The organism is Mucilaginibacter sp. NFX135 (assembly GCF_048565145.1).
In the GTDB taxonomy this organism is placed as follows: domain Bacteria; phylum Bacteroidota; class Bacteroidia; order Sphingobacteriales; family Sphingobacteriaceae; genus Mucilaginibacter.
On record NZ_CP183412.1, the window covers coordinates 557,219 to 579,116 of the forward strand.

15 protein-coding genes and 2 tRNA genes are annotated in these 21,898 nt (G+C 42.2%); 8 read left to right on the forward strand and 9 right to left on the reverse strand.

Going from position 1 to position 21,898, the window contains the following annotated elements:
• Positions 1 to 2 precede the first annotated feature (2 nt).
• From ACNURT_RS02430 to ACNURT_RS02445, 4 genes are all read right to left on the reverse strand, one after another.
• A complete protein-coding gene (locus ACNURT_RS02430; RefSeq protein ID WP_419700390.1) occupies positions 3 to 1,451 on the reverse strand; it encodes a RagB/SusD family nutrient uptake outer membrane protein in 1,449 nt (482 codons plus the stop codon).
• Positions 1,452 to 1,462: 11 nt separating this feature from the next.
• Positions 1,463 to 4,801, reverse strand: a complete 3,339-nt coding sequence (locus tag ACNURT_RS02435; protein WP_419700391.1) for a SusC/RagA family TonB-linked outer membrane protein — start codon at positions 4,799 to 4,801, stop codon at positions 1,463 to 1,465.
• A 227-nt stretch (positions 4,802 to 5,028) separates the two neighbouring features.
• Positions 5,029 to 6,108 carry a FecR family protein gene (locus ACNURT_RS02440; RefSeq protein ID WP_419700392.1) on the reverse strand — a complete coding sequence of 360 codons (1,080 nt, stop codon included), beginning with the start codon at positions 6,106 to 6,108 and terminating at the stop codon, positions 5,029 to 5,031.
• A 61-nt stretch (positions 6,109 to 6,169) separates the two neighbouring features.
• On the reverse strand, positions 6,170 to 6,757 hold the full coding sequence (locus ACNURT_RS02445; protein WP_419700393.1) for an RNA polymerase sigma-70 factor: 588 nt from the start codon (positions 6,755 to 6,757) through the stop codon (positions 6,170 to 6,172).
• A gap of 335 nt (positions 6,758 to 7,092) precedes the next feature.
• Between ACNURT_RS02445 and ACNURT_RS02450 the strand changes: the two genes are divergently transcribed.
• From ACNURT_RS02450 to ACNURT_RS02465, 4 genes are all read left to right on the forward strand, one after another.
• A complete protein-coding gene (locus ACNURT_RS02450; RefSeq protein ID WP_419700394.1) occupies positions 7,093 to 9,921 on the forward strand; it encodes a TonB-dependent receptor domain-containing protein in 2,829 nt (942 codons plus the stop codon).
• 19 nt (positions 9,922 to 9,940) lie between these two features.
• Entirely contained in the window at positions 9,941 to 11,365 is a 1,425-nt protein-coding gene (locus ACNURT_RS02455) for a hypothetical protein (RefSeq protein WP_419700395.1), read from the forward strand.
• A gap of 58 nt (positions 11,366 to 11,423) precedes the next feature.
• On the forward strand, positions 11,424 to 11,981 hold the full coding sequence (locus ACNURT_RS02460) for a histidine phosphatase family protein (protein WP_419700396.1): 558 nt from the start codon (positions 11,424 to 11,426) through the stop codon (positions 11,979 to 11,981).
• A gap of 173 nt (positions 11,982 to 12,154) precedes the next feature.
• Positions 12,155 to 12,676, forward strand: coding sequence for a hypothetical protein (locus ACNURT_RS02465; protein ID WP_419700397.1), 522 nt, complete (start codon positions 12,155 to 12,157; stop codon positions 12,674 to 12,676).
• Positions 12,677 to 12,753: 77 nt separating this feature from the next.
• Here the strand turns inward: ACNURT_RS02465 and ACNURT_RS02470 are convergent.
• Together ACNURT_RS02470 and ACNURT_RS02475 are read right to left on the reverse strand one after the other, a co-directional pair.
• Positions 12,754 to 12,827: transfer RNA gene (locus ACNURT_RS02470), tRNA-Pro, on the reverse strand.
• 368 nt (positions 12,828 to 13,195) lie between these two features.
• A complete protein-coding gene (locus tag ACNURT_RS02475; protein ID WP_419700398.1) occupies positions 13,196 to 13,708 on the reverse strand; it encodes a hypothetical protein in 513 nt (170 codons plus the stop codon).
• 238 nt (positions 13,709 to 13,946) lie between these two features.
• Between ACNURT_RS02475 and ACNURT_RS02480 the strand changes: the two genes are divergently transcribed.
• The gene (locus ACNURT_RS02480) at positions 13,947 to 15,548 is read left to right on the forward strand and encodes a serine hydrolase domain-containing protein (protein ID WP_419700399.1); all 1,602 of its coding nucleotides are present in this window, start codon (positions 13,947 to 13,949) and stop codon (positions 15,546 to 15,548) included.
• An 89-nt stretch (positions 15,549 to 15,637) separates the two neighbouring features.
• Here ACNURT_RS02480 and ACNURT_RS02485 read toward each other — a convergent pair whose 3' ends face one another.
• The 3 genes from ACNURT_RS02485 to ACNURT_RS02495 form a co-directional block, all read right to left on the reverse strand.
• Positions 15,638 to 16,837 (reverse strand): PQQ-dependent sugar dehydrogenase, encoded by a 1,200-nt coding sequence (locus tag ACNURT_RS02485; protein ID WP_419700400.1) that lies wholly within the window; start codon positions 16,835 to 16,837, stop codon positions 15,638 to 15,640.
• A 152-nt stretch (positions 16,838 to 16,989) separates the two neighbouring features.
• Positions 16,990 to 17,063, reverse strand: a tRNA-Pro gene (locus ACNURT_RS02490).
• Positions 17,064 to 17,123: 60 nt separating this feature from the next.
• Entirely contained in the window at positions 17,124 to 17,396 is a 273-nt protein-coding gene (locus ACNURT_RS02495; protein WP_370995826.1) for a DUF4242 domain-containing protein, read from the reverse strand.
• A 303-nt stretch (positions 17,397 to 17,699) separates the two neighbouring features.
• On the opposite strand from ACNURT_RS02495, the gene ACNURT_RS02500 reads away from it, so the two are divergent.
• Genes ACNURT_RS02500 through ybeY form a run of 3 tightly spaced genes read left to right on the forward strand, consistent with a single transcriptional unit; the run spans position 17,700 to position 21,881 of the window.
• Positions 17,700 to 21,029, forward strand: coding sequence for a DUF4175 family protein (locus tag ACNURT_RS02500; RefSeq protein WP_419700401.1), 3,330 nt, complete (start codon positions 17,700 to 17,702; stop codon positions 21,027 to 21,029).
• Position 21,030: 1 nt separating this feature from the next.
• On the forward strand, positions 21,031 to 21,456 hold the full coding sequence (locus tag ACNURT_RS02505) for an ATP-binding protein (protein ID WP_419700402.1): 426 nt from the start codon (positions 21,031 to 21,033) through the stop codon (positions 21,454 to 21,456).
• Positions 21,456 to 21,881 carry an rRNA maturation RNase YbeY gene (ybeY, locus tag ACNURT_RS02510; RefSeq protein WP_419700403.1) on the forward strand — a complete coding sequence of 142 codons (426 nt, stop codon included), beginning with the start codon at positions 21,456 to 21,458 and terminating at the stop codon, positions 21,879 to 21,881. Before ACNURT_RS02505 ends, ybeY begins: the two co-directional genes overlap by 1 nt.
• Positions 21,882 to 21,898: the final 17 nt, after the last annotated feature.

The window sequence follows — 21,898 nt, forward strand, 5'->3', positions numbered from 1 at the left end:
AATTAATAAGGTGGATTTTGAGTGAGCTTGGTATTGGCGTTCAGCACATTCTGGTTTATTGGCCAGTAAATTTTCCGGATATCGCCAAAACCTGTCGGCGGAAAACCTTTTTGCGTTTGCCGTATTTTAATTAAAGGATCCATAGTCGAAACGATGATACCGTTTCGTTGCAGATCGAACCAGCGTTTAGCTTCACAAAACAACTCCAGCTGGCGCTCGCGTAAAATGCCATTTCCGTTTAAAGGGTTGCCATAAAGCATATCATCGGCATTGGCAAAATCACTGGCCTGGTAGGCTGGTAAACCAGCGCGGGTATGTACCATATTTAAATAAATAAGTGCATTCGCCAAATCGCCGGTCCGGTTTAAGGCTTCAGCCCGTAAAAGATAGATATCTGCGAGGCGGTATAAAGGGAATAGCAGGTTGGCCTGCGGTGAGTTAGGATAGATCTGGTTGCCGTTCTTATCCAGGTTTGGCGCATAGTATTTCCATATTTTATCGTGATTGTTCACTTTAAAATCAACGCTCTGGGCTCCCCTTATATCTGCGGTTGTAGTTGTAAAATAGGTCCACAATGCCGGGTCTACGGCAAAATCGCTATTGGTATCACCAGCCCCAATTTCCTGTGAGGTCTTATTACCGCCATCAACCGTAAAATCCCAATTCAAACTCCAGATATCTTCTTTGGAATTTGTTGGCGAGGTGAAAATGTTTTTCCACGTAGCGGTAGGTTCCAGACTGTAGCGTTTTAGTGCCAGCAGCTTATCACACCATGACAAAGCATTGGTATAATCATGGTTGTACATATAAACATCCATCAGCATGGCCGCGATGCCGCCGGAATTTACATTCCAAACTACTGAGGCTGTCTTGTCAGACAGGTCATAGGCTTTCAACAGATCGGGCAGGATCTCGTTTTTCATGATATCAGCTGCCGGAGTTACAGCCTTATACGGATCGGTATTCAGGTCCTCATAAGGCTGTGTCCATAACGGTACATTACCCCAAAGTCTTATCAGCCAAAAATAACAGTAAGCTCTGATGGTTAGCGCCTGTGCCTGCAGATCATTGGATGTAGCGGCATCAATTACCGGAATAGTTGGAATGTATTTTATAGCAAAGTTGGCGCGGCTTATAGTGGTATAGATCAGGGTCCAGTCGGCGCCATTGGTAGTGGGTGTTAATACATTGATGCTCAGTGGCAGGGCATCATTATAGGTTGGGTGAAAAGTGAGGTTATCGCTCCGGCCATCGCCCCAATAGATAAACTGGCTGTTAAACATATCCTGAATACCATCATATATACCTGCAACGCCAGCTTTGGCATCATCCGCGCTTTTCCAGAATTTATCACTTCCTAACTGACTTTTAGGGGGCTGATCCAGCAGCTTTTTACAGCCTGATACCAAAATCAGCAATGTTAAAAAAGTAACGCTTAATATTTTTTTCATGTCTCGATGAATTAGAAATTAACATTTATACCAAAACCAACCTCACGTCTGCGCGGATAGCGGCCATTATCATTACCCGGAGTTAGGGCCGAGCTGGAAGAAAATTCCGGGTCATACCAGGTGTAATTTGTCCAGGTGAGCAGGTTTGCTCCATATATATAAGCCCCTATGTTTTTGAGCTTATAGCGCGAAGCCAGGTTAGCCGGTAAATTATAGGTAAGCTTTGCATAACTCAGCCTGATGAACGAGGAGTTTTCCAGGAACCTGGTTTGCGTGCCGGGGAAATTCGCTGTTGAGTTCTTTCGGCCCATGTAAGGAATATTGGTGATATCGCCTTGCTTTTTCCAGGAATTGTAAGTGGTATTATTATCAGCCACAATACCCGATGTTGCCAGGTTATCCAGTGTTTGCCGTGGACTGTCGTAGATTTGGCCCCCCCAGGTAGTGTTTAGGGTAAAGGATAAAGAAAACTGTTTATAATTTATGGTATTGATGATAGAAGCGTAGAATGAGGGTTGCGCGTTACCTAAAACCTGGCGGTCATTGGCATCTATCACACTGTCTTTTTTCACGTTGTCAAATATCATGTCGCCGCCAAGCAGTAAAGCGCCGCCAGCATACATATGATGTACGGTACCGCTATAGGTTTGCCCGTTCAGCGTATACCTTTGAGCTGTTTTACCGTCGGCAGATACCCCTTCTGGGGTTAACCTGTTCCAATTGCCATCGTAGGCGTTTGAGGCATCATACTGATAAACACCCAAACCTTTGTAGCCATAAAAATCGCCGATCTTTCCACCTTCCTGTACCAGGTATGTGGCCCCACCAGAAGTTGCCAGGAATGGCTGATGATTGTACAGGCTCTTAATACGGTTCCGTTCAATCGTCAGGTTAGCTCCAATGTTCCAATTAAAATTTTTGCTGGCAACCGGCGTTCCGTTCAGCGAAAGCTCAAAGCCCTTATTAGTAACATCACCCACATTTACATAAACATTGGTGAAACCGGTTTCAACCGGGATGTTACGCTGATAAAGCAGGTTTTTGGTTGTCTTTTGATAGTAATCGGCGGTTACATTTAATCTTGAATTGAAAAACTGCAGATCGAGCCCGATGCCCTTTTGGATATTGCTTTCCCATTTTAACTGGGAGTTGCCGAACTGGTTGCTTAACACCACCCCATTTACAGCATTATAAAAAGAAGAGCCAAAAGTATAGATGAGCAAATTAGAGTTGGATGGGATCCGGTCGTTACCCACCTCACCATAATTTACACGGAGTTTGGCATCATTCAGTACTTTTTTTGACCAAGCCATAAATGGTTCATCTGTAAAACGCCAGGCTGCAGATGAGCCGTAGAAATCGCCATATTTATTATCCTTACCAAACCTTGACGAACCATCCTTACGGTAAACTACGCTAAACAGGTAGCGACTCTTATAATTATAGGTCGCCCGGGCGTAAAGCGACTCGCGGCTGGTTGACCCCGCATCGGTACCGGTATTGGTTTGATCAATAGTGCCATAAACATTCGAAGTGTATATGGTTTCATTGGCCGAATTTGAGCCGGCAATTTTAAAGTTGTTATTCTGCGTTTTTTCGGCACTTACACCAGCCACGGCGGTTATGGAGTGGTTACCGAATGTTTTAGCATAGTTTAAAAATCCCTGGTAGGCCCAATTGGTATTAACCGCAAAACTTTCCCTGCCCGAATTAACCAAAGGACTGGCGCTGCTTAACAATTTAGGGTCAAAAAACACATTATGCGGTGTTGATAAACCAAAGTCGAAATTATTGGTTAAGCGCAAGTCTTTAGTTATGGTGTAATCGATCTGGTTAAACAGGTCACCTGTATAAGTATTGGTAACATTAACTTCCAGCAAAGCAACTGATAACTGGTTGCGGCGACCACTAATATATCCCGTTAAAGTACCGTCGGGATAATATAGTGCTAAATTTGCCGGCCGCTGAAATGCCTGGTTAATGGTATTGCCCTCGTTAATATTATTATTGGTATTGTATCCGAATGACAGGCGGTTGCTATATTTAAATCTTGGGGATACCTGGTAATCCAGATTAAACCGGGCCTGAAGCGTTTTTGCATAACTGTTAACAATAAGGCCCTGGTCATTAATGTACCTGATACTGGAGTAATATTGTATGCTTTTTTCACCTCCGCTTACTCCAAAATCAAGAATATCCCTTTTGGCGGTTTGGGTAATAACATCCTGATTATCATTATCGGAGTTAAAAACAACGTTTAATGAATCATTGGTAGTTGTTGGTTTGTCAGGGCTGTTTCCGTTATATAAATTTCGTTCAATGCGCAGATCTCTGGAGTTTGGCTGCTCCAGTTTATGTGCCATCACCCCAAAGATACGGGCATACTGGGCATTGATCAACGGTTTGCCGGGCCTACCGCGTTTAGTGGTGATCAGGATAACACCATTTGCCGCCTGCGAACCATAAATAGCGGCCGATGCCGCGTCTTTTAATACCTCGATAGATTGGATATCATTGGGGTTTACATTATCGGCGCTTTGGCTTAAAATACCGTCAATTACAAATAGCGGCGCATTACCCGCACTTGAAAATGTCGATCCCCCGCGTATCTGAATAGAACCTGTCGCGCCGGGTTCGCCAGAGTCATTGATAACCAACACTCCCGATGCCTGTGATTGCAAAGCATCTATCAGGTTTATGGGATGGCGCTCCTCTATTTGTTTGGCTGTTACTGTTGAAATGGCGCCGGTCAAATCGCGTTTGGCTACCGATTGCCCATAGCCTGTGACAACCACCTCACTTAAATCAGTCGCTGATTCTTTTAATATTATATTGATGCTTTTTCGGTCGCCAACAGGAACCTCCATGGAAACATAACCCACGGATGAAAACACCAGTATGGCATTGTTATCAGGTACATTGATCAGGAACTTTCCATTAGCATCGGTAAGTACTCCAATCTGGGTACCTTTTAGCTTTACGCTTACACCCGGCAATGGCCCCTTGGCGTCACTTACCACCCCAGAGATGGCGATTGATGCCGTTTGTAGCCTATCAGTAATGATGACCAGATTATTCCCGTTCAGTTTATAAGTAAGATTTGTTTGTGACAGCACCTTTTCCATCACCTCCGCAATAGAGGCATTGCTCAGGTCTATCTTATCAATAAGCTTTGCATTCAAAGCATCATCATTATAAACAAAGCGGTAGCTGCTTGCCTTTTCAACTTCGGCAAGTGCTTTTTTTATCGAAACGTTATGCAGGTTAATATTGATCTTATCCTGCCCGTAGCCTTTTGAAAAAACCTGAAAGGACGATATCACGATCAGGAGAAGGGTACACTTTGTCATGAGGAATATTTTTATAAGGCATTGCAACCGCATATTGCTTATGCGGCAAGCATTTTTTTTCATAATTTAGTCTTTAGGTTACTTTAATTATTGGTTTAAGACGACTGGTAATTTTGAAGGGACCAACACTGCGGGGGATGCGTCAAACATTCTCCGCTTTTTGGTTTTATTAGCATTTTATGGGTCGAGTTTTATCATACGCGTTTGATTTAAGGTTAATATGCCGGTCAATAAATGATCACTTTATCGTTATTAATTAAAAAGCTGAAGTTGCTGGTAGCCTTAAGCGCTTCCAAGGCTGCAGCCAATGACTCTTTGGTAAACTTTCCGCTAAACTTTTTCTGCTTCAGCTCATTATTTTTAAAGGAGATAGAAACGCCATACCAGCGCTCCATTTTTTTGGCAACGTCATCAAAATATTCATCATCAAATACCAGCTTATTTTCAAGCCATTGCGCTTCGGCTGGTAGTGAGTCGTTTTGCTCGTGATGCAAAGAGCTCAGGGTTATCAAAGTATTGTTTTCGTTTTTATTGTGCGCGTTTTTGTTGGGTAAGGTTAGCTTTTCAGAAGGTTTTAATATGATCTTATGGTCTGGATTTGATACCGGTGTCAGCTCTATCCTGCCCCTGATCAATGATGTTTCGGAGGTGTTATCATTGGCATATGACCGCACATTAAAAGCGGTGCCCAATACCTTGATCTGCATGGTCGCGGTATTTACAATAAAGGGATGTTCGGCATCCTTTACCACATCAAAAAAAGCCTCGCCGGTTAAGCGTATTTCCCTGTACTTATTGCCGTAGTTAGTTCCGTAAAATATTTCACTCCCTGCATTAAGCCATACTTTGCTGCCATCGGGTAGTATTATTTTACTAATGCCGCCAAGGGGGGCCGCGATCTGGTAAGTTTGTCCCTGACTATTTCCGGTAAAGCTTCTCCAGTAAAAAAATGACAATAAACCAAAGACCAAACATGCCGCCGAAACGTACAAGCGGCTTAAACGATGCCAGATGCTTCTTACTTTGGCAGGGGCCTCAACCATGTCTTCCGGGCTTTGAAAATTGTCTGTTTGGGGCGTATCCATATCCAGTTTACTTTCCAAACGGGCCCACTTTTCCTGTATCTTATGCGAAATAAAACGGGGAGGCTTATCAGGGTTTTGTTGCCACAAGGCTTCCAGAACCTGTATGGAGTATGCATCGGCCCAGGGTTGAGCAGTCAATATATCCAACTGTTGAAGCTCTTCGGGGGTAGCTTCATTATTGAGTTTTTTTCCTAAAAGTATCCAAAGAGTTTCCTGGTCCATTGTTTTTAGCTTCAATAACAAGGACAGGAAAAAATGAAAACACCCCAGTGAAAAAATTAAATTAATTCACCGACGCCTTTTTGAATACTCTTTTATGATGATCCGGCGATGCTGAAATTGCTGCAGCTACAGATTTAAGCGCATTGCCCATATGATATTCTACCGTTTTGGGAGATATGTTCATAATTTCAGCAACATTTTTGTATTTCAACCGGTCTTCCTTAACCAATTTAAATACCATCTTACATTGTTCGGGTAAGCACTGTATGGCATCATTAATAATTTTGGCGAGTTCGGCCGTGATCAGCACCTCTTCAACCGAGCTATTGATATCCTTTAATTCAAATCCCACCGATTCGATATCAACACATACAATACGGTTTGCCTGGTTATAGTTAAGCGCCTGGTTTTTTATGGCTACATACAAGTAAACGGTTAAATTATTTACCTCGCTTAATTTAGTACGGTTTGACCATACTTTTACAAATACATCGTCAACAAGCTCTTCGGCTACTTCTGTCAGTTTTACAAAAGAGCATGCCAGTTTTAATAATCGCTCATAGTACAGAAAGTAGATCTTCTGAAAAGCGGCAAGATCACTATCACGCGCTATTTTTAATAATAGCTCTTTAACATCAATATTTAACATGTATAATCAGGTTTGAACAAGTGCATTTATGGTGGAAAAATGCTGGTAATTGGTTAAACCTAATTTAGGGTTGAAAAACGCCTCAGAAATAAACTATATTGACTAAATACTAACTCCAATTTACAAATTCATTAAGGAAGGCCGCCTAACCACGATTCCCGAATAATTTAGCTCCATTAAGTATGTACCGACATAAGCGGACATATCGGAACTATTTAAGTCGGCAAATTAAGTCTGTGTTAAGTTTCGGTTATTGAATCCGTTTGGGGTAGATTATTCAGTTTTTCTCCAGTATTCTACAGGTTTCTTTGCGGAAAATCAAAAATCCGTAGTCCATGAAACACTCCTACTTCCTTAACAGGTTATTGTTGTTTTCTTCCTTAATCTTCCTGTTTGCCTTTTCGTCTGTTGCACAGACCATAAAAGGTAAAGTTGATGATTATAAAACCGGCGAGCCACTGGCCGGAGCAACAGTACATTTAATACAACAGGGCGTAAATAAAACAGCCTCCGTAAACCTGAACGGCGCCTATATATTTAAAAATGTGCGCGCCGGTGCTTATCAAATACAGGTAAATTATATCGGCTATAAACCCTCGCAGGTTTATGCAGGCAGTATCAGTACCACCGACGAAGTAAAGATCATCAATATTGATCTGCAGGATGCGAGCACCCAAGTGGCCGAGGTTAAAATTACCGGCCAGGGCAATAAAGAAACAGACCGGGCGGCCCGGGGCATTGAGAAAAATGCCAGCATGATCCAAAACATACTTTCGGCAAACACCATCAAGCTTTTACCCGATGTAACCGTGGCCAATGCCTTGCAGCGTGTAAGTGGTGTGAGCATACTGCGCTCGCCCAGCGGCGAGGGACGTTATGCTATCATACGCGGTATGGAGCAACGCTATAACTCCACACTGGTAAACGGCATCAAGATCCCAAGTCCGGATCCTGCTTATCGCTTTGTACCCATGGACATATTCCCATCAGAAATGCTGGACCGCCTGGAGGTAATAAAAGCGCTTACACCCAGCATGGAGGGCGATGCCATTGGTGGGGTTATGAACCTCGTGATGAAAAGCGCACCCAATCAATTTGTGCTTAGTGCCAATGTATCTGGAGGTTTTTCTACTTTATTTTCATCCAGCCGACCGTTCGTGGCGTTTGGTCCCTCGCTAAACAGGCAATCGCCGGCAAGCATTAATGGCAATAGCTATGCGGCAACTTATAGTGATTTTAATAATAAAGCCATCGCCAGTGATAAAAACATGTCGACCCCATTTAGCTCGACAGCGGGTTTAACCATTGGCGACCGTTTTCTGAATAATAAACTGGGCGTAATTGTTTCGGCCAGTTATCAGAATATCTATCGGGGCTCCAATTCCAAACGGTTAATCCCCAACGCACAGCCCGATTATCAGCCTTTGCCAAACAGTCCTCAATTTTCCGATTCTTATGACCGTACCTATTCTACTCAAACGCAGCGCTTAGGTATCCATAATAAAATTGACTACGTTATTGATGATAAAAACAAGATCTCCTTATACAATTTGTACATCCATCAAAATGAATACGAATCGCGCCTGTCATCAGATACTTTGGGTTTAGGTTTAAACTCCACCGCTTTTAGCAAGCAGATCACCTTATCAAACAGAAGTACCTTAACCCAGCAAAGCATTTATAATTCTACCTTGCATGGGGAACATTTAATAGGTGATGAATGGAAGTTTAATTGGGATGGCGTTTATTCCAGAGCTACCCGCAATATGCCCGACAGGACCGAGTTTTCATACGATGCCAATAAGGCCCTCAATAGCGCTGGCGCGGTTACCAATGAATATGATAACAATACGGTACTAACTCACCATTGGGAAAACAATAAAGATCAGGATATAAGCGGTTACGCCAACCTGATCTATACCCCTAAAATTGCCGGCAAACCTGTTGAGTTTTCAACCGGGGGCCTATTTCGCCATAAAATAAGGGACGCATATTACATGGAATATACCCTAAAAGGAGGGTCAACATTATATAATAATAATTTCAGTTCAATTCCATTCACTATGTCGTCGCCTGTAGATGGTACGGGTAACAGCAACACCAATTTAGCCAACAATTATCATATAACCGAAAACGATAATGCTGAATATCTGCAAGCTAAATTTGATCTGCTTCCTAAACTACAGGTTTTAGGTGGTGTAAGGATCGAAAATACCAACCTCTCCTACCTTACCCAATCGCCTATTACCGTATCAGCCCGGAGTGGAAAATATATTTACACCGATGTTTTACCAAGCGTTCACTTAAAATATGCCTTAACTGATGAGCAGAACATCCGGGCATCATATTTTGCATCCATCAGCCGGCCGGGCTTTGGTGAACAGGTACCTTATCAAATAGATGGGGAATATTATAAAGAGGAAGGAAACCCGAATTTAAAGCATATTACGGCTGATAATTATGATGTGAGGTATGAGTTTTTCCCTGGAGGATCTGATCAATTATTATTAGGCTCTTTCTATAAAAAAATCTATAACCCTATCGAATATTATGTAGTTCGTGGCTCCGGGCCAAGCGACCTGCTTATACAGCCGCAGAATGATCCTGGTAATGCTATCAATTATGGCTTTGAGGCTTTGGTAACCAAGTTTTTTGGTGTAATCGGGTTCTCAGCTAATTATACTTATACCCATTCCAGGGTTACTACACCTAAGCTCCTGTATGCACCAACAGGGACTAATGGGCAACCAATGAACAGCATTATTGGTGAGACACGCCCGCTGCAGGGTCAGGCCAATCATGTGGGCAACGCATCTGCATTATTTAAAAGCTCCAAACTGGGCTTAGATATGCAGCTGGCTTTTGTGTATACCGGCGAACGCCTCGCACAGGTTTCCGCATACGCCAATCTTGACTTTTACCAGCACGCTTATGGACAGTTAGATTTTTCTTTTGAAAAAACATTGTTTAAACACTTCTCTCTTTATGGCAAGGTTAATAATATCACTAATGCCGCTGCCAAGATATATCTGAAATATCCGCATGATAAAATTAAGTCGCAGTTGCAGGAGTTTCTGGGTAAACAGGATATAGCTGCTCAAACTTTAGTGCAAAGCGATTACTACAAAACGCTATTCCTTGGCGGGTTCAGGTATAAATTCTAACAACTAATAAACTATAACGATGAAAAAATATATAATCCCCATCATCTCACTGATATTATTGGCATCCGTTTCCGGTTGTCAAAAATGGAAAGGTGAACATACTGAGATTTACAACTATACCCCACCCGCTGCTAACCCGGTAAGCGATAAAGCCCCGCTCTCATGTAGTGGTGGCAGCACGGTTAGCCCGGTAAAAGGCACTATGCTCAGCGGTAAAACTTACACCGTACAGGCGGGCTGCGATCTGGTTATTAATCCTTTAGATACCTTATTGATGCAACCCGGTGTAACTTTAAATATGGGCGCCGGCAGCAGTTTGATTGTTTTAGGAACTTTGGTTAGTAACGGCTCCAAAAATCAGCCTAACTGGATAACCATCCCCGGAATAACCAAAAATGATGCACCTGGTGGCGTTGCCCCCACTGCAGATCCTGCTTACTCCGGCAAATGGAAAGGTATTATTGGCGGTCCAACCTGTAATCTGATGGTATTACGCTGGACTCATGTGGAATACGCTGGTTTAACCGAGGGCGACGCAACATCTAAGCTTGCCAGTTCAGGCTCCGGTAACCAATACAGTATTTTATTTGCCAACTATAAAGGGAGTTTTATCATGGAAGATTCCTGGTTGTATGGTGGCGTAGATGATCCCATCCGGATATCGGCAGGTAAAGTTGCCATTTTCCGCAGCACCTTTGAAAAGAACGGGGTTAATGGTGGTGATTGTTTAAATGCCAAGGGCGGTACCGTAGGCACAATGGCCTATAATCTTTTTGTAGGGACAGCAACAAACGGCCAAAAAGCATCAAATAAAGGGCAGGCGATTGGCGCACCGCAAACTAACCTGGTGATGTATAATAACACCTTTGTAAGCGGAGGATACCGACAACAACAAAGCGGTCGTGGGGGTTGTATCAATTACGAGGAAGGTGCTGCGGGCATGTACTATAATAACGTAGCTATAAACTGCCGGTTTGGTTACCGGGTAGTAGGCAATCCGGTTGCCGATGTGGCACATCTTTCTTACGGCAATAACTATCAATGGGCCGATTCATTGAGCGTGGCAAACCAGTTTTACCCAACCGGTTACATCACCCAGCCACAAACTACTGATATCCCATCCATCACTTCTTCAGCAAAATATCTCCCCACTAATTATCAGTTGGGCTCTATTTATGATGGCAGCGATGTAGTTCAGAAAAACAATCCAGCGTTTTTGAATTTTCCCTTACCTACAACAGGTCATGCTCTTTCACAATATAGCGCCGTTGGAAATTTTAATTTCCATTTGCAGGCAAGTTCTCCGCTAATTGGAAAAGGAAACACCAGTATAAAACCCCTAATCACTGTTCCGCTGGATAAAATTTACGGACTCTCTGATCCTACCCCACCAGGCGCTGATCTGGGTTGCTACCAACTAAACGGTACTGGCAACCAACACTAATAATTTTCAGGGATAGCTGAATTTAAATTCGGCTATCCCTTTATAATCCCCCATCAAAATGAAATTACTTATTAAAAGCGGGTCCCTGCTGTTGGTTTGCGTATGGTTTATGGTATCAACCACAGCTGCTCAATCCCCCAACTTAAAGATTGTATTTATACGCCACGCCGAAAAACCGGTAAAGGGCGATAACCTAACCTGCCAGGGAGTGAACAGATCATTAAAACTTCCGGCTGTTATTACCTCTAAATTTGGGATCCCTGCTTATATTTTTGTCCCTGCTATGGATTTAGGAGATGCCACCAAACATTCCCGGATGTTTCAAACCATTATTCCTTTAGCGGCAAAGTACAACCTCACAATTAATAGCAGCCGGCAAGAAAAGGATTCATTAGGCATGGCAGCCGATCTTAAAAGCAGAACCGGAACTACACTGGTGGTTTGGGAACATAACAATATTGTGCCTATTGTGAGGGCTTTAGGTGTAAAAGACCATGATTTAAAATGGCCCGATAATGATTATGACAGCATCTGGGTAGTGACATTTAAAAACGGGGATGCCACTATTGCCTTTGATAAAGAAAATATACACCCTGCTGCCGATTGTAGTTTTTAAATTTCCCTGCCTGTCAAGGGTAGTTTGGTTATTCTTATGAACTTTTATTGATAATGATTTGTGCGGATCGCCTCTTTTTCCTTTTTTGATAAAGATGCGTTGTGTATCTTTATTTACTCTCCTAAGATTAAATCGTATATTATAAATCAATTATATCCTTAAAACAGAAAAACATGTTAGAGAACCTACTTCAGTTGGTGACACAAAATGCAGGAGATGCAATTACCAATAACCCTCAAATTCCAAATGAACACAACGAAGCCGCCGTACAGGACGCTTCCTCATCCATAATGGATGTATTGGGAAGCCATTTATCCTCCGGTGGCGGTGGCTTATCCGGGGTGTTATCGTTACTCAAAGGTGGTGGCGGCGATTTAGCCAATAACCCTATTGTTAGTCAAATTATACAACAGTTTAGCGGTAAGCTGCAAAATAATTATGGAGTTGACGGCGCTGCTGCTCAATCAACAGCAACCAGCCTGATACCGCAGGTTTTAGGGCAACTGGCCAACAAAACAAACGATGCCGGCGATAGCTCCTTTGACATTCAAAGCATCCTGGGCTCATTAGGGGGCGCTGATGGCAAATTTGATATGAGCGATGCCCTTAATCTTTTCCACGGAGGCGGTGATGGCGCAGAAGGCGGCGGCGGTATATTAGGAAAGCTGACGAGTCTGTTTGGCGGTTCTAAATAAGTTAAACACCTGATCATTTAATCTTTCGAAAAAAGAAAAAGCCTTGATTACTAATAACCAAGGCTTTTTCTTTTTCGTCGGGATGGCGGGATTCGAACCCACGACCTCCAGCACCCCATGCTGGCGCGATACCGGGCTACGCTACATCCCGAAATGGTTGATTCTAACTCAAAAACATCGTTTACAGTGTACTGAGCAAGTATTACAAATTAATTGCTTGGTTAACCTTTAAGTTGTTAATGATCTTTTTTGACGTGGTAGTACACGTTGATGCAAATATAATCATGTGTCTGTAATTGTAAAGGGTTCCATAATGATTTTGATTAAGTGAGTGAAATGAATTATGATGTCCCTATACGGTTATATCAATCAAGTGCAAGATGGAAAAGGAATAAATAGGTTGTGTACTGGCTATGTGCGTTTATGCCGGAAACTCTTGTACGCTACTATAGTTATAAATGTACCTTTGTCTAATAATTCATTCCTTACTTTCTATTTCATAAATAATTCCTGAAGCGCCTAATTAAATATCGCATTTAATGTGCTTTCATTCTCTATTAACCAATCCTTTGCTGTATTAATAACAATCTGTTCTATATTGTCTCTTGTTGCTCCATCCCAATACCACTGTATTTCATCATATTTTAAATCGTTCCAGGCCCAATACAAACTGTAAAAGTCGCAGATCGCAGAATGATAATCTACAGATATAACGAAATCACTAAGGGCATTAAGGTTTTCTTTGATTTTTATACCCTGTTCCAATTGCCTGACATAATAGCTGCTATAACTAATAATCCCCTCAACTCCTTCCTTCGAAGACAGATTAAGTTCATTTATTGCTGCTTTTAAATAGCTCACTATTTCAAAATAGTTTACTGGTTTGGTTAAACCTGCTAGTATCAATAAATGGTCTGTTTCCCATCCAAGCGCGATCATTTCATATGCCCAATCTACTACCTCATCTTTATTGAAAGCTGGTAATATTTGATATGCTATTACTTTACAAGTTAATGGACTAAGAGTTTTCATTGAGATACAGCTTGTTGAAAAAACATTGCATTGATTCAAAGATATCAAGATTACTCTTTATTATACAGATGTGCTATTTTCTGAATTGAGATTGTTCAATGTTGGTTTTGGCTTACTACATATTTTTACTAAAAAGGGGTATCGCTAAACTTCACCTGAATAACTTTATCCGCACAAAGATTATAATCCCTAAAAAAGCTTATTTTAGTTTTAATTATAAACCTTCAAAATTACCGGAATGCCTATTCATCATTTACCGCCTAAGCAAATTATTGTAAGATCATGGTCTGGGTACTGCAAAAAGCAGTTGTTTGCCGTAATTTTATGCTTTTTGTTTTTCAGCAGTACGCTTTACGCTCAAAAAACAAGCCCCTTCCCTATCAGCATACCCGAGGCAGAGGGTGTTTCGGCAGCCGGGATTGACAGTTTTCTGAATGCGGCAGCACAAAGCAATCACGAGTTTCATAGTTTTATGTTTTTGCGGCATGGCAAAATAATAGCTCAAGGCTGGTGGAATCCATATCAGCCGACGTTAAGACATAGCCTTTACAGCTGCAGCAAAAGCTTTACTTCTACCGCTATCGGCTTTGCGGTTAGTGAAAAACGCTTGTCGGTAAACGACAAGGTGGTCTCTTTTTTTGCCGGCAGCTTGCCGGATTCTATACCGCCTTACCTTGCAGCCCTTACGGTAAAAGATCTTTTAACTATGAGTGTTGGCCAGGCCGTCGACCCTACTTTTGCCGTCGCATCCAAAGAGGATAATTGGGTTAAGGCTTTCCTGGCATTGCCTATAGCGCATAAACCCGGTAGTCAGTTTTTATACAACTCCATGGCTACGTTTATGCTATCGGCTATTGTACAAAAAATAACCGGGCAAAAAGAAGTTGATTATCTTAAACCTCGTCTATTTGATCCGCTGGGAATAAAAGGTATGGATTGGGAAATTAATAAGCAGGGCATTAATACCGGTGGCTGGGGGTTGCGTGTAAAAACCGAAGATCTGGCTAAAATGGGCCAGTTTTACCTGCAAAAGGGCATGTGGAACGGAAAACAATTATTGCCAAAGGAATGGATTGAAGAGGCTACTACCTTTAAAATTGATCAGGCGCCAGGCATCGCCCAAAGCAAAAGAGATTCGAGCGACTGGATGCAGGGTTATTGTTATCAATTCTGGCGCTGTCGTCATAACGCCTTCCGCGCCGACGGTGCATTTGGGCAGTATATCATTGTGATGCCCGATCAGGATGCAGTAATTGCCATCACCTCAGAAACAGGCGATATGCAGGGCGAACTTAACCTGGTCTGGAAATATTTACTGCCGGCCATGCACCCAAAAGCTTTGCCACTTAACAAGGCCAATGATGTTAAGCTCGAAAAACATTTATTAGCTTTAAGTTTACCGCCCGCGACTAATACCAGCAACCATACCAACAGCACCTTCACCAAAACCTTTTCCATTCAGCCAAATGCGCTGCATATCAGGTCAATTGCTTTTAATATAACCAATAATGTTTGCCATGTGACCCTGAAAAAGGATTCGGCCAGTTATGCGCTTAATTTTGAACCCGGCAAATGGTTGCCGGGCAAAACGGATATGCAGGGTCCTGGATTGGTTACCGGAGCCAGGGAAGATTTTTCATTATTGGTACCTTACAAAGTGGAGGGCAGTTATGGTTGGAATGACAACCAGACATTGCAATTGAAGCTACGCTATATTGAAAGCCCGCATACAGAAATGATCACCTGTCATTTCAACGACCAGCAATTAAATGCCGATGTGGAGTACAGCTTTAATTATGGAAATAACAAGGTTGTGTTGCAGGGGGAATTGGTTAAGTAAAATTGCTTCTCCGCAGGATTGAGTGTGCTTAAAAAAACAAACGCGTCGGGGCAAGGCTCCGGCGCGTTTTTCATATCGCAATTATAATATTATCGCTTAGCTATCTTATATAATTTACCAGCGTCGGTTGCGGCGTAAATAGCACCGTCTTTACCGGTAGCCATGCAGCGCCAGCGTTCGTTTTTATCGGCCAGCAAACGTTCTTCGCCTACTACTTTGTCATTTTTAATTACCAGGCGAATGATGTGTTGTCCGCTCAGTGCTCCTACAAACAGGTTGTTTTTCCACTCGGCAATATTACCGGTATAAAACATCATGCAACCGGGCGAAATAACCGGGTCCCAATAGTAAACCGGTTGTATGGTTCCTTTTTTTTGCTGAATGCCATCGTAGACTTTTTGTCCGCTATATTCGATGCCATAGGTAACGTATGGCCAGCCATAATTACCACCGGGTTTGATCAAATTGATCTCGTCTCCTCCACGGGGACCAAACTCGGCCTCCCAAAGGCCACCAGTAACCGGGTTTATGGAAAACCCATCCGGGTTACGAAAACCCAGGGCATATATTTCGGGTTTAGCATCAGCTTTGCCAATAAACGGGTTACCAGCAACCGGTTTACCATCTTTGGTGATATGAATGATCTTCCCTGTGGTGGCGCTTAGGTCCTGCGCCTTCACGCGTATATCATCGGCCATCCGATCGCCGGTACTTACAAAAATATTCCCCTGTTTATCAAACAATAAACGCGAGCCAAACTGGCCGGCACCTTTGTACCGTGGTGAAGCTTCAAATATCACCTTCACATTTTCAAGTTTGGTTTCATCAGCTGATAATTTACCCTTAGCTACCGCCAGAGTAGCTCCATCACCCGGTTGGGCATAGGTCCAGTAAATCATGCGGTTTTTTATAAAATCCGGGTCGATGTTTACATCAAGCAAACCACCCTGGCCGGCAAATTGTACCTCGGGGAAACCAGTGATGGTTTTATCGATTTTACCGTCGGTCTTTACTATCTGCATAGTTCCGGGTTTACTACTGATCAGTAATCGGCCATCGGGTAAAACATGGATGCCCCATGGGCCCTTTAATTCGGTGCTGATTATTGTAACCGTGTACGGGGTTTTAGTTTTAACGCTTCCAATGCGCGTTTGTCCGGCAAAGGCTGGTTTGTAATTACTATTGGCTTTGTTTTTTTCTACCGGCTCGCCGGTTTGTGCTATAGCGGTTGTGGTTACACATAACAAAAGGGAGCCTAAAATTAATGGCGTATGAAATTTTGAAAACATAATACGATTTTGGGTTAATGTAAAGTAAGTTACAACGTTATCGGCAAGATGCTTAATTACAACAGGTTTTTTACAGTCAATTATTCAATAACAACATAAAAGCCTACAAAAGTTTATTTTGTAGGCTTTTATCATCCCCGGTATCGCTTTCGTCGGGATGGCAGGATTCGAACCTGCGGCCTCCACATCCCAAATGTGGCGCGATACCGGGCTACGCTACATCCCGAGTGATTGGAGTGCAAATATATACTATGATTTTTAAATCTATAATAACCTTATTCTGGTTTTATTCTGCCGTTGTTGGGTCAATGATCCTTGAGATCTCACTGATTGAATTTGCCGGGAACCCACCCTGACTGGCATGTTCCCTGATCATCTCCTCATTTGGCGCTATATAAACACAATATATTTTATCAGTAGTTACATAACTATTAACCCACTGTATTTGCGGCCCCATTTTGCTTAATACCCCACAGGAGGTTTGCGAAATGGCCTTTAATTGTTCATCTGAAAGATTTCCCGCCCCGGGGATTTCCCTTTCAATAACATACTTTGGCATATAATTTTAATTGGTTTTTGATAAAGTAATTTACAAACTTTAATGATAATTACAACACTGATAATTAAGTTATTACAACCATATTGAATAGGTTATTGGCGTGCCCGCTTCAAGTAATATGAATCCCAAACAAATACGACACGCCTTCTCTATATAATAATGTACCCTCATTCTGAAGCAGTCGCTTAAATTTAAATTATTCATATTGTTTATTATTCCTTCTGAGATTAACTTAATTAGTGTATTATATATATTCTTCTATTTTTTCGTTTAATATTGTGTTGAGAATTTTTGCATCACTATATGAATTCTGCCGAAAATTATGAAGCACTTATTGATAAGATCAACATCTTTATCCGGAAGTACTATTTTAATAATTTTTTGCGGGGGCTAATCTTTCTGGGCGCCGGCCTGTTTACTGCCTATGTAGTTATTACGCTGAGCGAATATTTTGGCAATTTTAATATCGTTTTCCGCAGCATCCTGTTTTACTTTTTCATACTCCTCAACATCGGGCTGGTATGCTGGCTCATTTTACCGCCATTCCTTTCCTGGCTCAAACTGGGTCATTCGCTAAGCCATGATGAAGCAGCCGAGATCATCGGTAAACATTTTCATGATGTTAATGATAAATTACTGAATACCCTGCAACTTAAAAAACTGGCCGCTGCCGACGAAAAACATCGCGCCCTTATTGAAGCCAGTATCGATCAAAAGATAGAGGCCCTTAAACCCGTAAGCTTCCCTTCAGCAATCAATATCCGGGAGAACAATAAATACTTAAAGTGGGTGCTGGCTCCTGCAGCGGTGATCATCGTACTTGCTTTTGCCGCTCCATCTATATTAACTGAAAGTACCAAACGGCTCATCAGGCACAATGAATACTTTGCCCCGATAGCTCCTTTTCGTTTCCATGTTCTGAACAAAACCCTGTCCGTTGTACAGGGAGATGACCTTAAACTTGATCTTAAACTCGATGGTGACAGGCTGCCTGCCGATGTTTATATAGAAACGGCTAACAATACGTTTAAGCTCGATAAAGAAAACATCAGTAAGTTTCATTACCTGTTCAGCAATCTGCAACAAAACACAACGTTCCGCCTGCTGGGGAATGGCTTTGCTTCAGTTCCTTATGAAATACGTGTAAACCAGAAACCGGCCCTGCTGCATTTTGATGTAGAATTGAGCTATCCCGCCTATTTGCATAAAAAAAATGAGAAATTACTTAATGCCGGCGACCTGGTAATTCCTGAAGGTACCGCGGTGAATTGGCTCCTGCACACACAACATGCTTCCGGTTTGCAATTTTACTTAAACGGCGTTAAACATAGCGCCAAATCAACAGGACCCGATCTGTTTGAATATAATGAAAAGGTTTTTAAAAGCACGGTTTATAAACTTAATCCCATAAACCCGCTGGTTAGTCATAGCGACTCCTCTGCTTATCATATCAATGTAATAGCTGACGAATCGCCAACCATTACCGTGCAGGAAAAATCTGATTCGGTAAGTATTAATGCCCTGTATTTCAACGGAAAGATTCAGGATGATCACGGTTTTTCATCACTAAACTTTCATTATAGCGTACAATCGGCTAATAATAAGGGCCCTCAAAAAACGTTTATCAAACGAATTGATGCTGCGATGAACCAAACACAATCAGACTTCTTTTACTTCTGGAATTTGAAGGAGTTAGGTATAGCGCCGGGAGCCCGTGTAAGTTACTTTTTTGAGGTTGCTGATAACGATGGTGTAAACGGGCCTAAAAGGGCACGCACCGCTGAACGCACGCTTAATTTGCCCGATGCCAAAGCCATTAATGAACAGTTGAATGCCGGCACCCAGGCGGTAAAGCAAAAAATGCAGTCGGCTATAAAATTAGCCGGTCAGGTTGAGCATGATTCACAAAAACTCAATCAATTACTGCTGAATAAAAATACCCTCTCCTTTGATGAAAAAAAACAGGTAGAAGATCTGTTGCAGAAACGCCACGACCTGGAAGATCTAGTCAAAGAAATAAAAGACGAGAACCGGAAAAACCTCTATAACCGCAAAGAAACCCAGCAACAGAACGAGGAGCTATTGGCTAAGCAAAAGCAAATTGAAGACCTGTTTAATAATGTGCTTGATCAAAAAACAAAAGAACTATTGCAAAACCTGCAAAAGCTTTTAGACCAGGAACAAAAGGATGCGACGCGCGATGAGTTATCAAAAATGCAGATGGATAATAAATCGCTCAAAAAAGAGCTTGATCGTATGCTGGAGCTTTATAAAAAGCTGGAGTTTGATCAAAAACTGAATCAAAGCGTTGACCAGTTGAATAAACTGGCCAATAAGGAGCAACAGCTGTCTGACAAAACCAAACAACAGGGAGCCGATCAAAAGGCATTGCAACAGGAACAGGAAAACCTGAAAAAAGATTTTCAGGACATCAAAAAGGGCCTGGAAGATTTGCAGAAAACCAACGAACAGGCAGAACACAAACAGGATTTTCAGAACCCTGAAAAAGAAACACAAAGCATTGACCAACAAATGGATCAAAGTGCCGGTGAGTTGCAAAAAAACAATAAAGATGGCGCGTCAAAATCGCAAAAACAAGCTGCCAAACAAATGCAGCAGTTAGCGAGCAAGCTATCCCAGGATAATGAAGAAGGTGAAAGTAAAGAAAATGCCATTGATGCCCAGCAATTGCGTGAACTTTTAAAAAGCCTGGTGAACAGCTCTTTCAATCAGGAAAAGGTGATGCAAACCCTAAAAGGTACCAATCCTACCGATCCCTCTTACATTACGCTCTCTCAAAAACAAAAAGATATTAAAGATAACCTGAAAACGGCCGAAGATAGTCTTTATGCCATCAGCAGGCGCATCCCGCAAATACAATCAACCGTAAACCAGGAGATCAGTGGTATTAACAGCCATATCGACCAGGCTCTGGATAACCTGGGCGACCGCCGCACAGCCGAAGCCAACCGCCATCAGCAATACGCCATGACGGCTATGAACAATCTGGCCCTGATGCTCAGCGAGGCCCTGGAGCAATTGCAAAAACAGATGAATAAAGGCGGAAAAGGTAAGGGTAAAAAGCAATCTGTATCGCAACTGGCAAAAATGCAGGAACAGCTGAATCAAAATATGCAAAAGGCACGCGAACAGATGCAGCAGCAGGGCAACCAGGGTAAAAGCTCACAGGGAAAACAGGGTAATATGAGCGAACAGTTAGCCCGGATGGCCCGCCAGCAACAAATGATCAGGGAGTCTTTGGAAGAGATAAATCGTGAACAGAATAAGGATGGAAAAAGTGGTTTAGGAAATTTGGATAAAATTTCTAAAGAAATGGAACAAACTGAGCATGATCTCGTAAACAGGAAGATTACAGATGAAGCATTAAAAAGACAGGAACAAATCCGGAGCCGGCTATTGGAGGCTGAAAAGGCAGAACAGGAACGGGAACAGGATCAGCAAAGAGAAAGCCATGCCGGTAAGGATATACCTCCTGGTTATATAAAAGCACTGCAGGGATACCAGCAACAAAAGAGCAAACAAACGGAGCAAATAAAAACGGTGTCTCCGGCACTTAATTTGTATTATAAACAAAAAATAAAATCTTACTTTGATCAACTTAATGCCAAATAACATGGAACAGGCAAATGTTCATACCAGCAGCGAATTGTTTACGTTACAACTACCGTCAAAAACGGAAAGTATAGCGCAACTCGAGCAGCTGATTGAAGAAATTGCTGATAAATATCATGTAGCCGAGGATACCTTCGCTAACATGATGACCTGCCTTAACGAGGCCGCCATAAATGCCATTATTCATGGTAATAAGCTCGACGAAACGAAAAAGGTAATCATTAACGCCGAAGTAGGCCCCAAGCGTATAATATGGACCGTTACGGACGAAGGGCAGGGTTTTGATTATGCCAACCTGGCCGATCCAACCTCTCCCGAAAATCTGGAGAATTTGACTGGTAGAGGCGTTTTTATCATCAAGCACCTGGCCGATCAATGCATTTTTAATGCATCGGGCAACACTATCGAACTACATTTTAAAATATAATGCCCGCTATTCAGTTTTTTGAAGAAGACATCAGCTATAAACTTAAAAATAAAACCCTTGTGCGCCAATGGATCAAAGATACCATCATCGCCGAGGGTTTTAAATTGAAAGAGCTTACCTATGTCTTCTGTTCAGACGCCTACTTACTGCCGATGAACCAGCAATATCTTGATCATGATACCTATACAGACATTATTACCTTTGATAATTCGGAAGTTGAGGGGGATATTGTAGGTGATATTTTTATTTCTGTCGAACGCATACGCGAAAACGCCGCCAAATTCAATATACCCGAAATTGATGAGCTGCACCGTGTAATTATCCATGGCGCTTTACATCTGTTGGGCTACACAGATAAAACTGTTGTTACAAAGAAGAAAATGACACAAAAAGAAGATGAGTATTTGGCTAAAAGAAATTTTTAATAGTTAATTTTACTCAA

What these genes read in the sequence shown, in the direction of transcription:
- ACNURT_RS02445 (WP_419700393.1), bottom strand. Translation starts at nt 6,757, where the DNA reads ATGTTAAATATTGATGTTAAAGAGCTATTATTAAAAATAGCGCGTGAT.
- ACNURT_RS02435 (WP_419700391.1), bottom strand. Translation starts at nt 4,801, where the DNA reads ATGACAAAGTGTACCCTTCTCCTGATCGTGATATCGTCCTTTCAGGTT.
- ybeY (WP_419700403.1), top strand. Translation starts at nt 21,456, where the DNA reads ATGCCCGCTATTCAGTTTTTTGAAGAAGACATCAGCTATAAACTTAAA.
- ACNURT_RS02495 (WP_370995826.1), bottom strand. Translation starts at nt 17,396, where the DNA reads ATGCCAAAGTATGTTATTGAAAGGGAAATCCCCGGGGCGGGAAATCTT.
- ACNURT_RS02480 (WP_419700399.1), top strand. Translation starts at nt 13,947, where the DNA reads ATGCCTATTCATCATTTACCGCCTAAGCAAATTATTGTAAGATCATGG.
- ACNURT_RS02505 (WP_419700402.1), top strand. Translation starts at nt 21,031, where the DNA reads ATGGAACAGGCAAATGTTCATACCAGCAGCGAATTGTTTACGTTACAA.
- ACNURT_RS02430 (WP_419700390.1), bottom strand. Translation starts at nt 1,451, where the DNA reads ATGAAAAAAATATTAAGCGTTACTTTTTTAACATTGCTGATTTTGGTA.
- ACNURT_RS02440 (WP_419700392.1), bottom strand. Translation starts at nt 6,108, where the DNA reads ATGGACCAGGAAACTCTTTGGATACTTTTAGGAAAAAAACTCAATAAT.
- ACNURT_RS02450 (WP_419700394.1), top strand. Translation starts at nt 7,093, where the DNA reads ATGAAACACTCCTACTTCCTTAACAGGTTATTGTTGTTTTCTTCCTTA.
- ACNURT_RS02465 (WP_419700397.1), top strand. Translation starts at nt 12,155, where the DNA reads ATGTTAGAGAACCTACTTCAGTTGGTGACACAAAATGCAGGAGATGCA.
- ACNURT_RS02460 (WP_419700396.1), top strand. Translation starts at nt 11,424, where the DNA reads ATGAAATTACTTATTAAAAGCGGGTCCCTGCTGTTGGTTTGCGTATGG.
- ACNURT_RS02485 (WP_419700400.1), bottom strand. Translation starts at nt 16,837, where the DNA reads ATGTTTTCAAAATTTCATACGCCATTAATTTTAGGCTCCCTTTTGTTA.
- ACNURT_RS02455 (WP_419700395.1), top strand. Translation starts at nt 9,941, where the DNA reads ATGAAAAAATATATAATCCCCATCATCTCACTGATATTATTGGCATCC.
- ACNURT_RS02500 (WP_419700401.1), top strand. Translation starts at nt 17,700, where the DNA reads ATGAATTCTGCCGAAAATTATGAAGCACTTATTGATAAGATCAACATC.
- ACNURT_RS02475 (WP_419700398.1), bottom strand. Translation starts at nt 13,708, where the DNA reads ATGAAAACTCTTAGTCCATTAACTTGTAAAGTAATAGCATATCAAATA.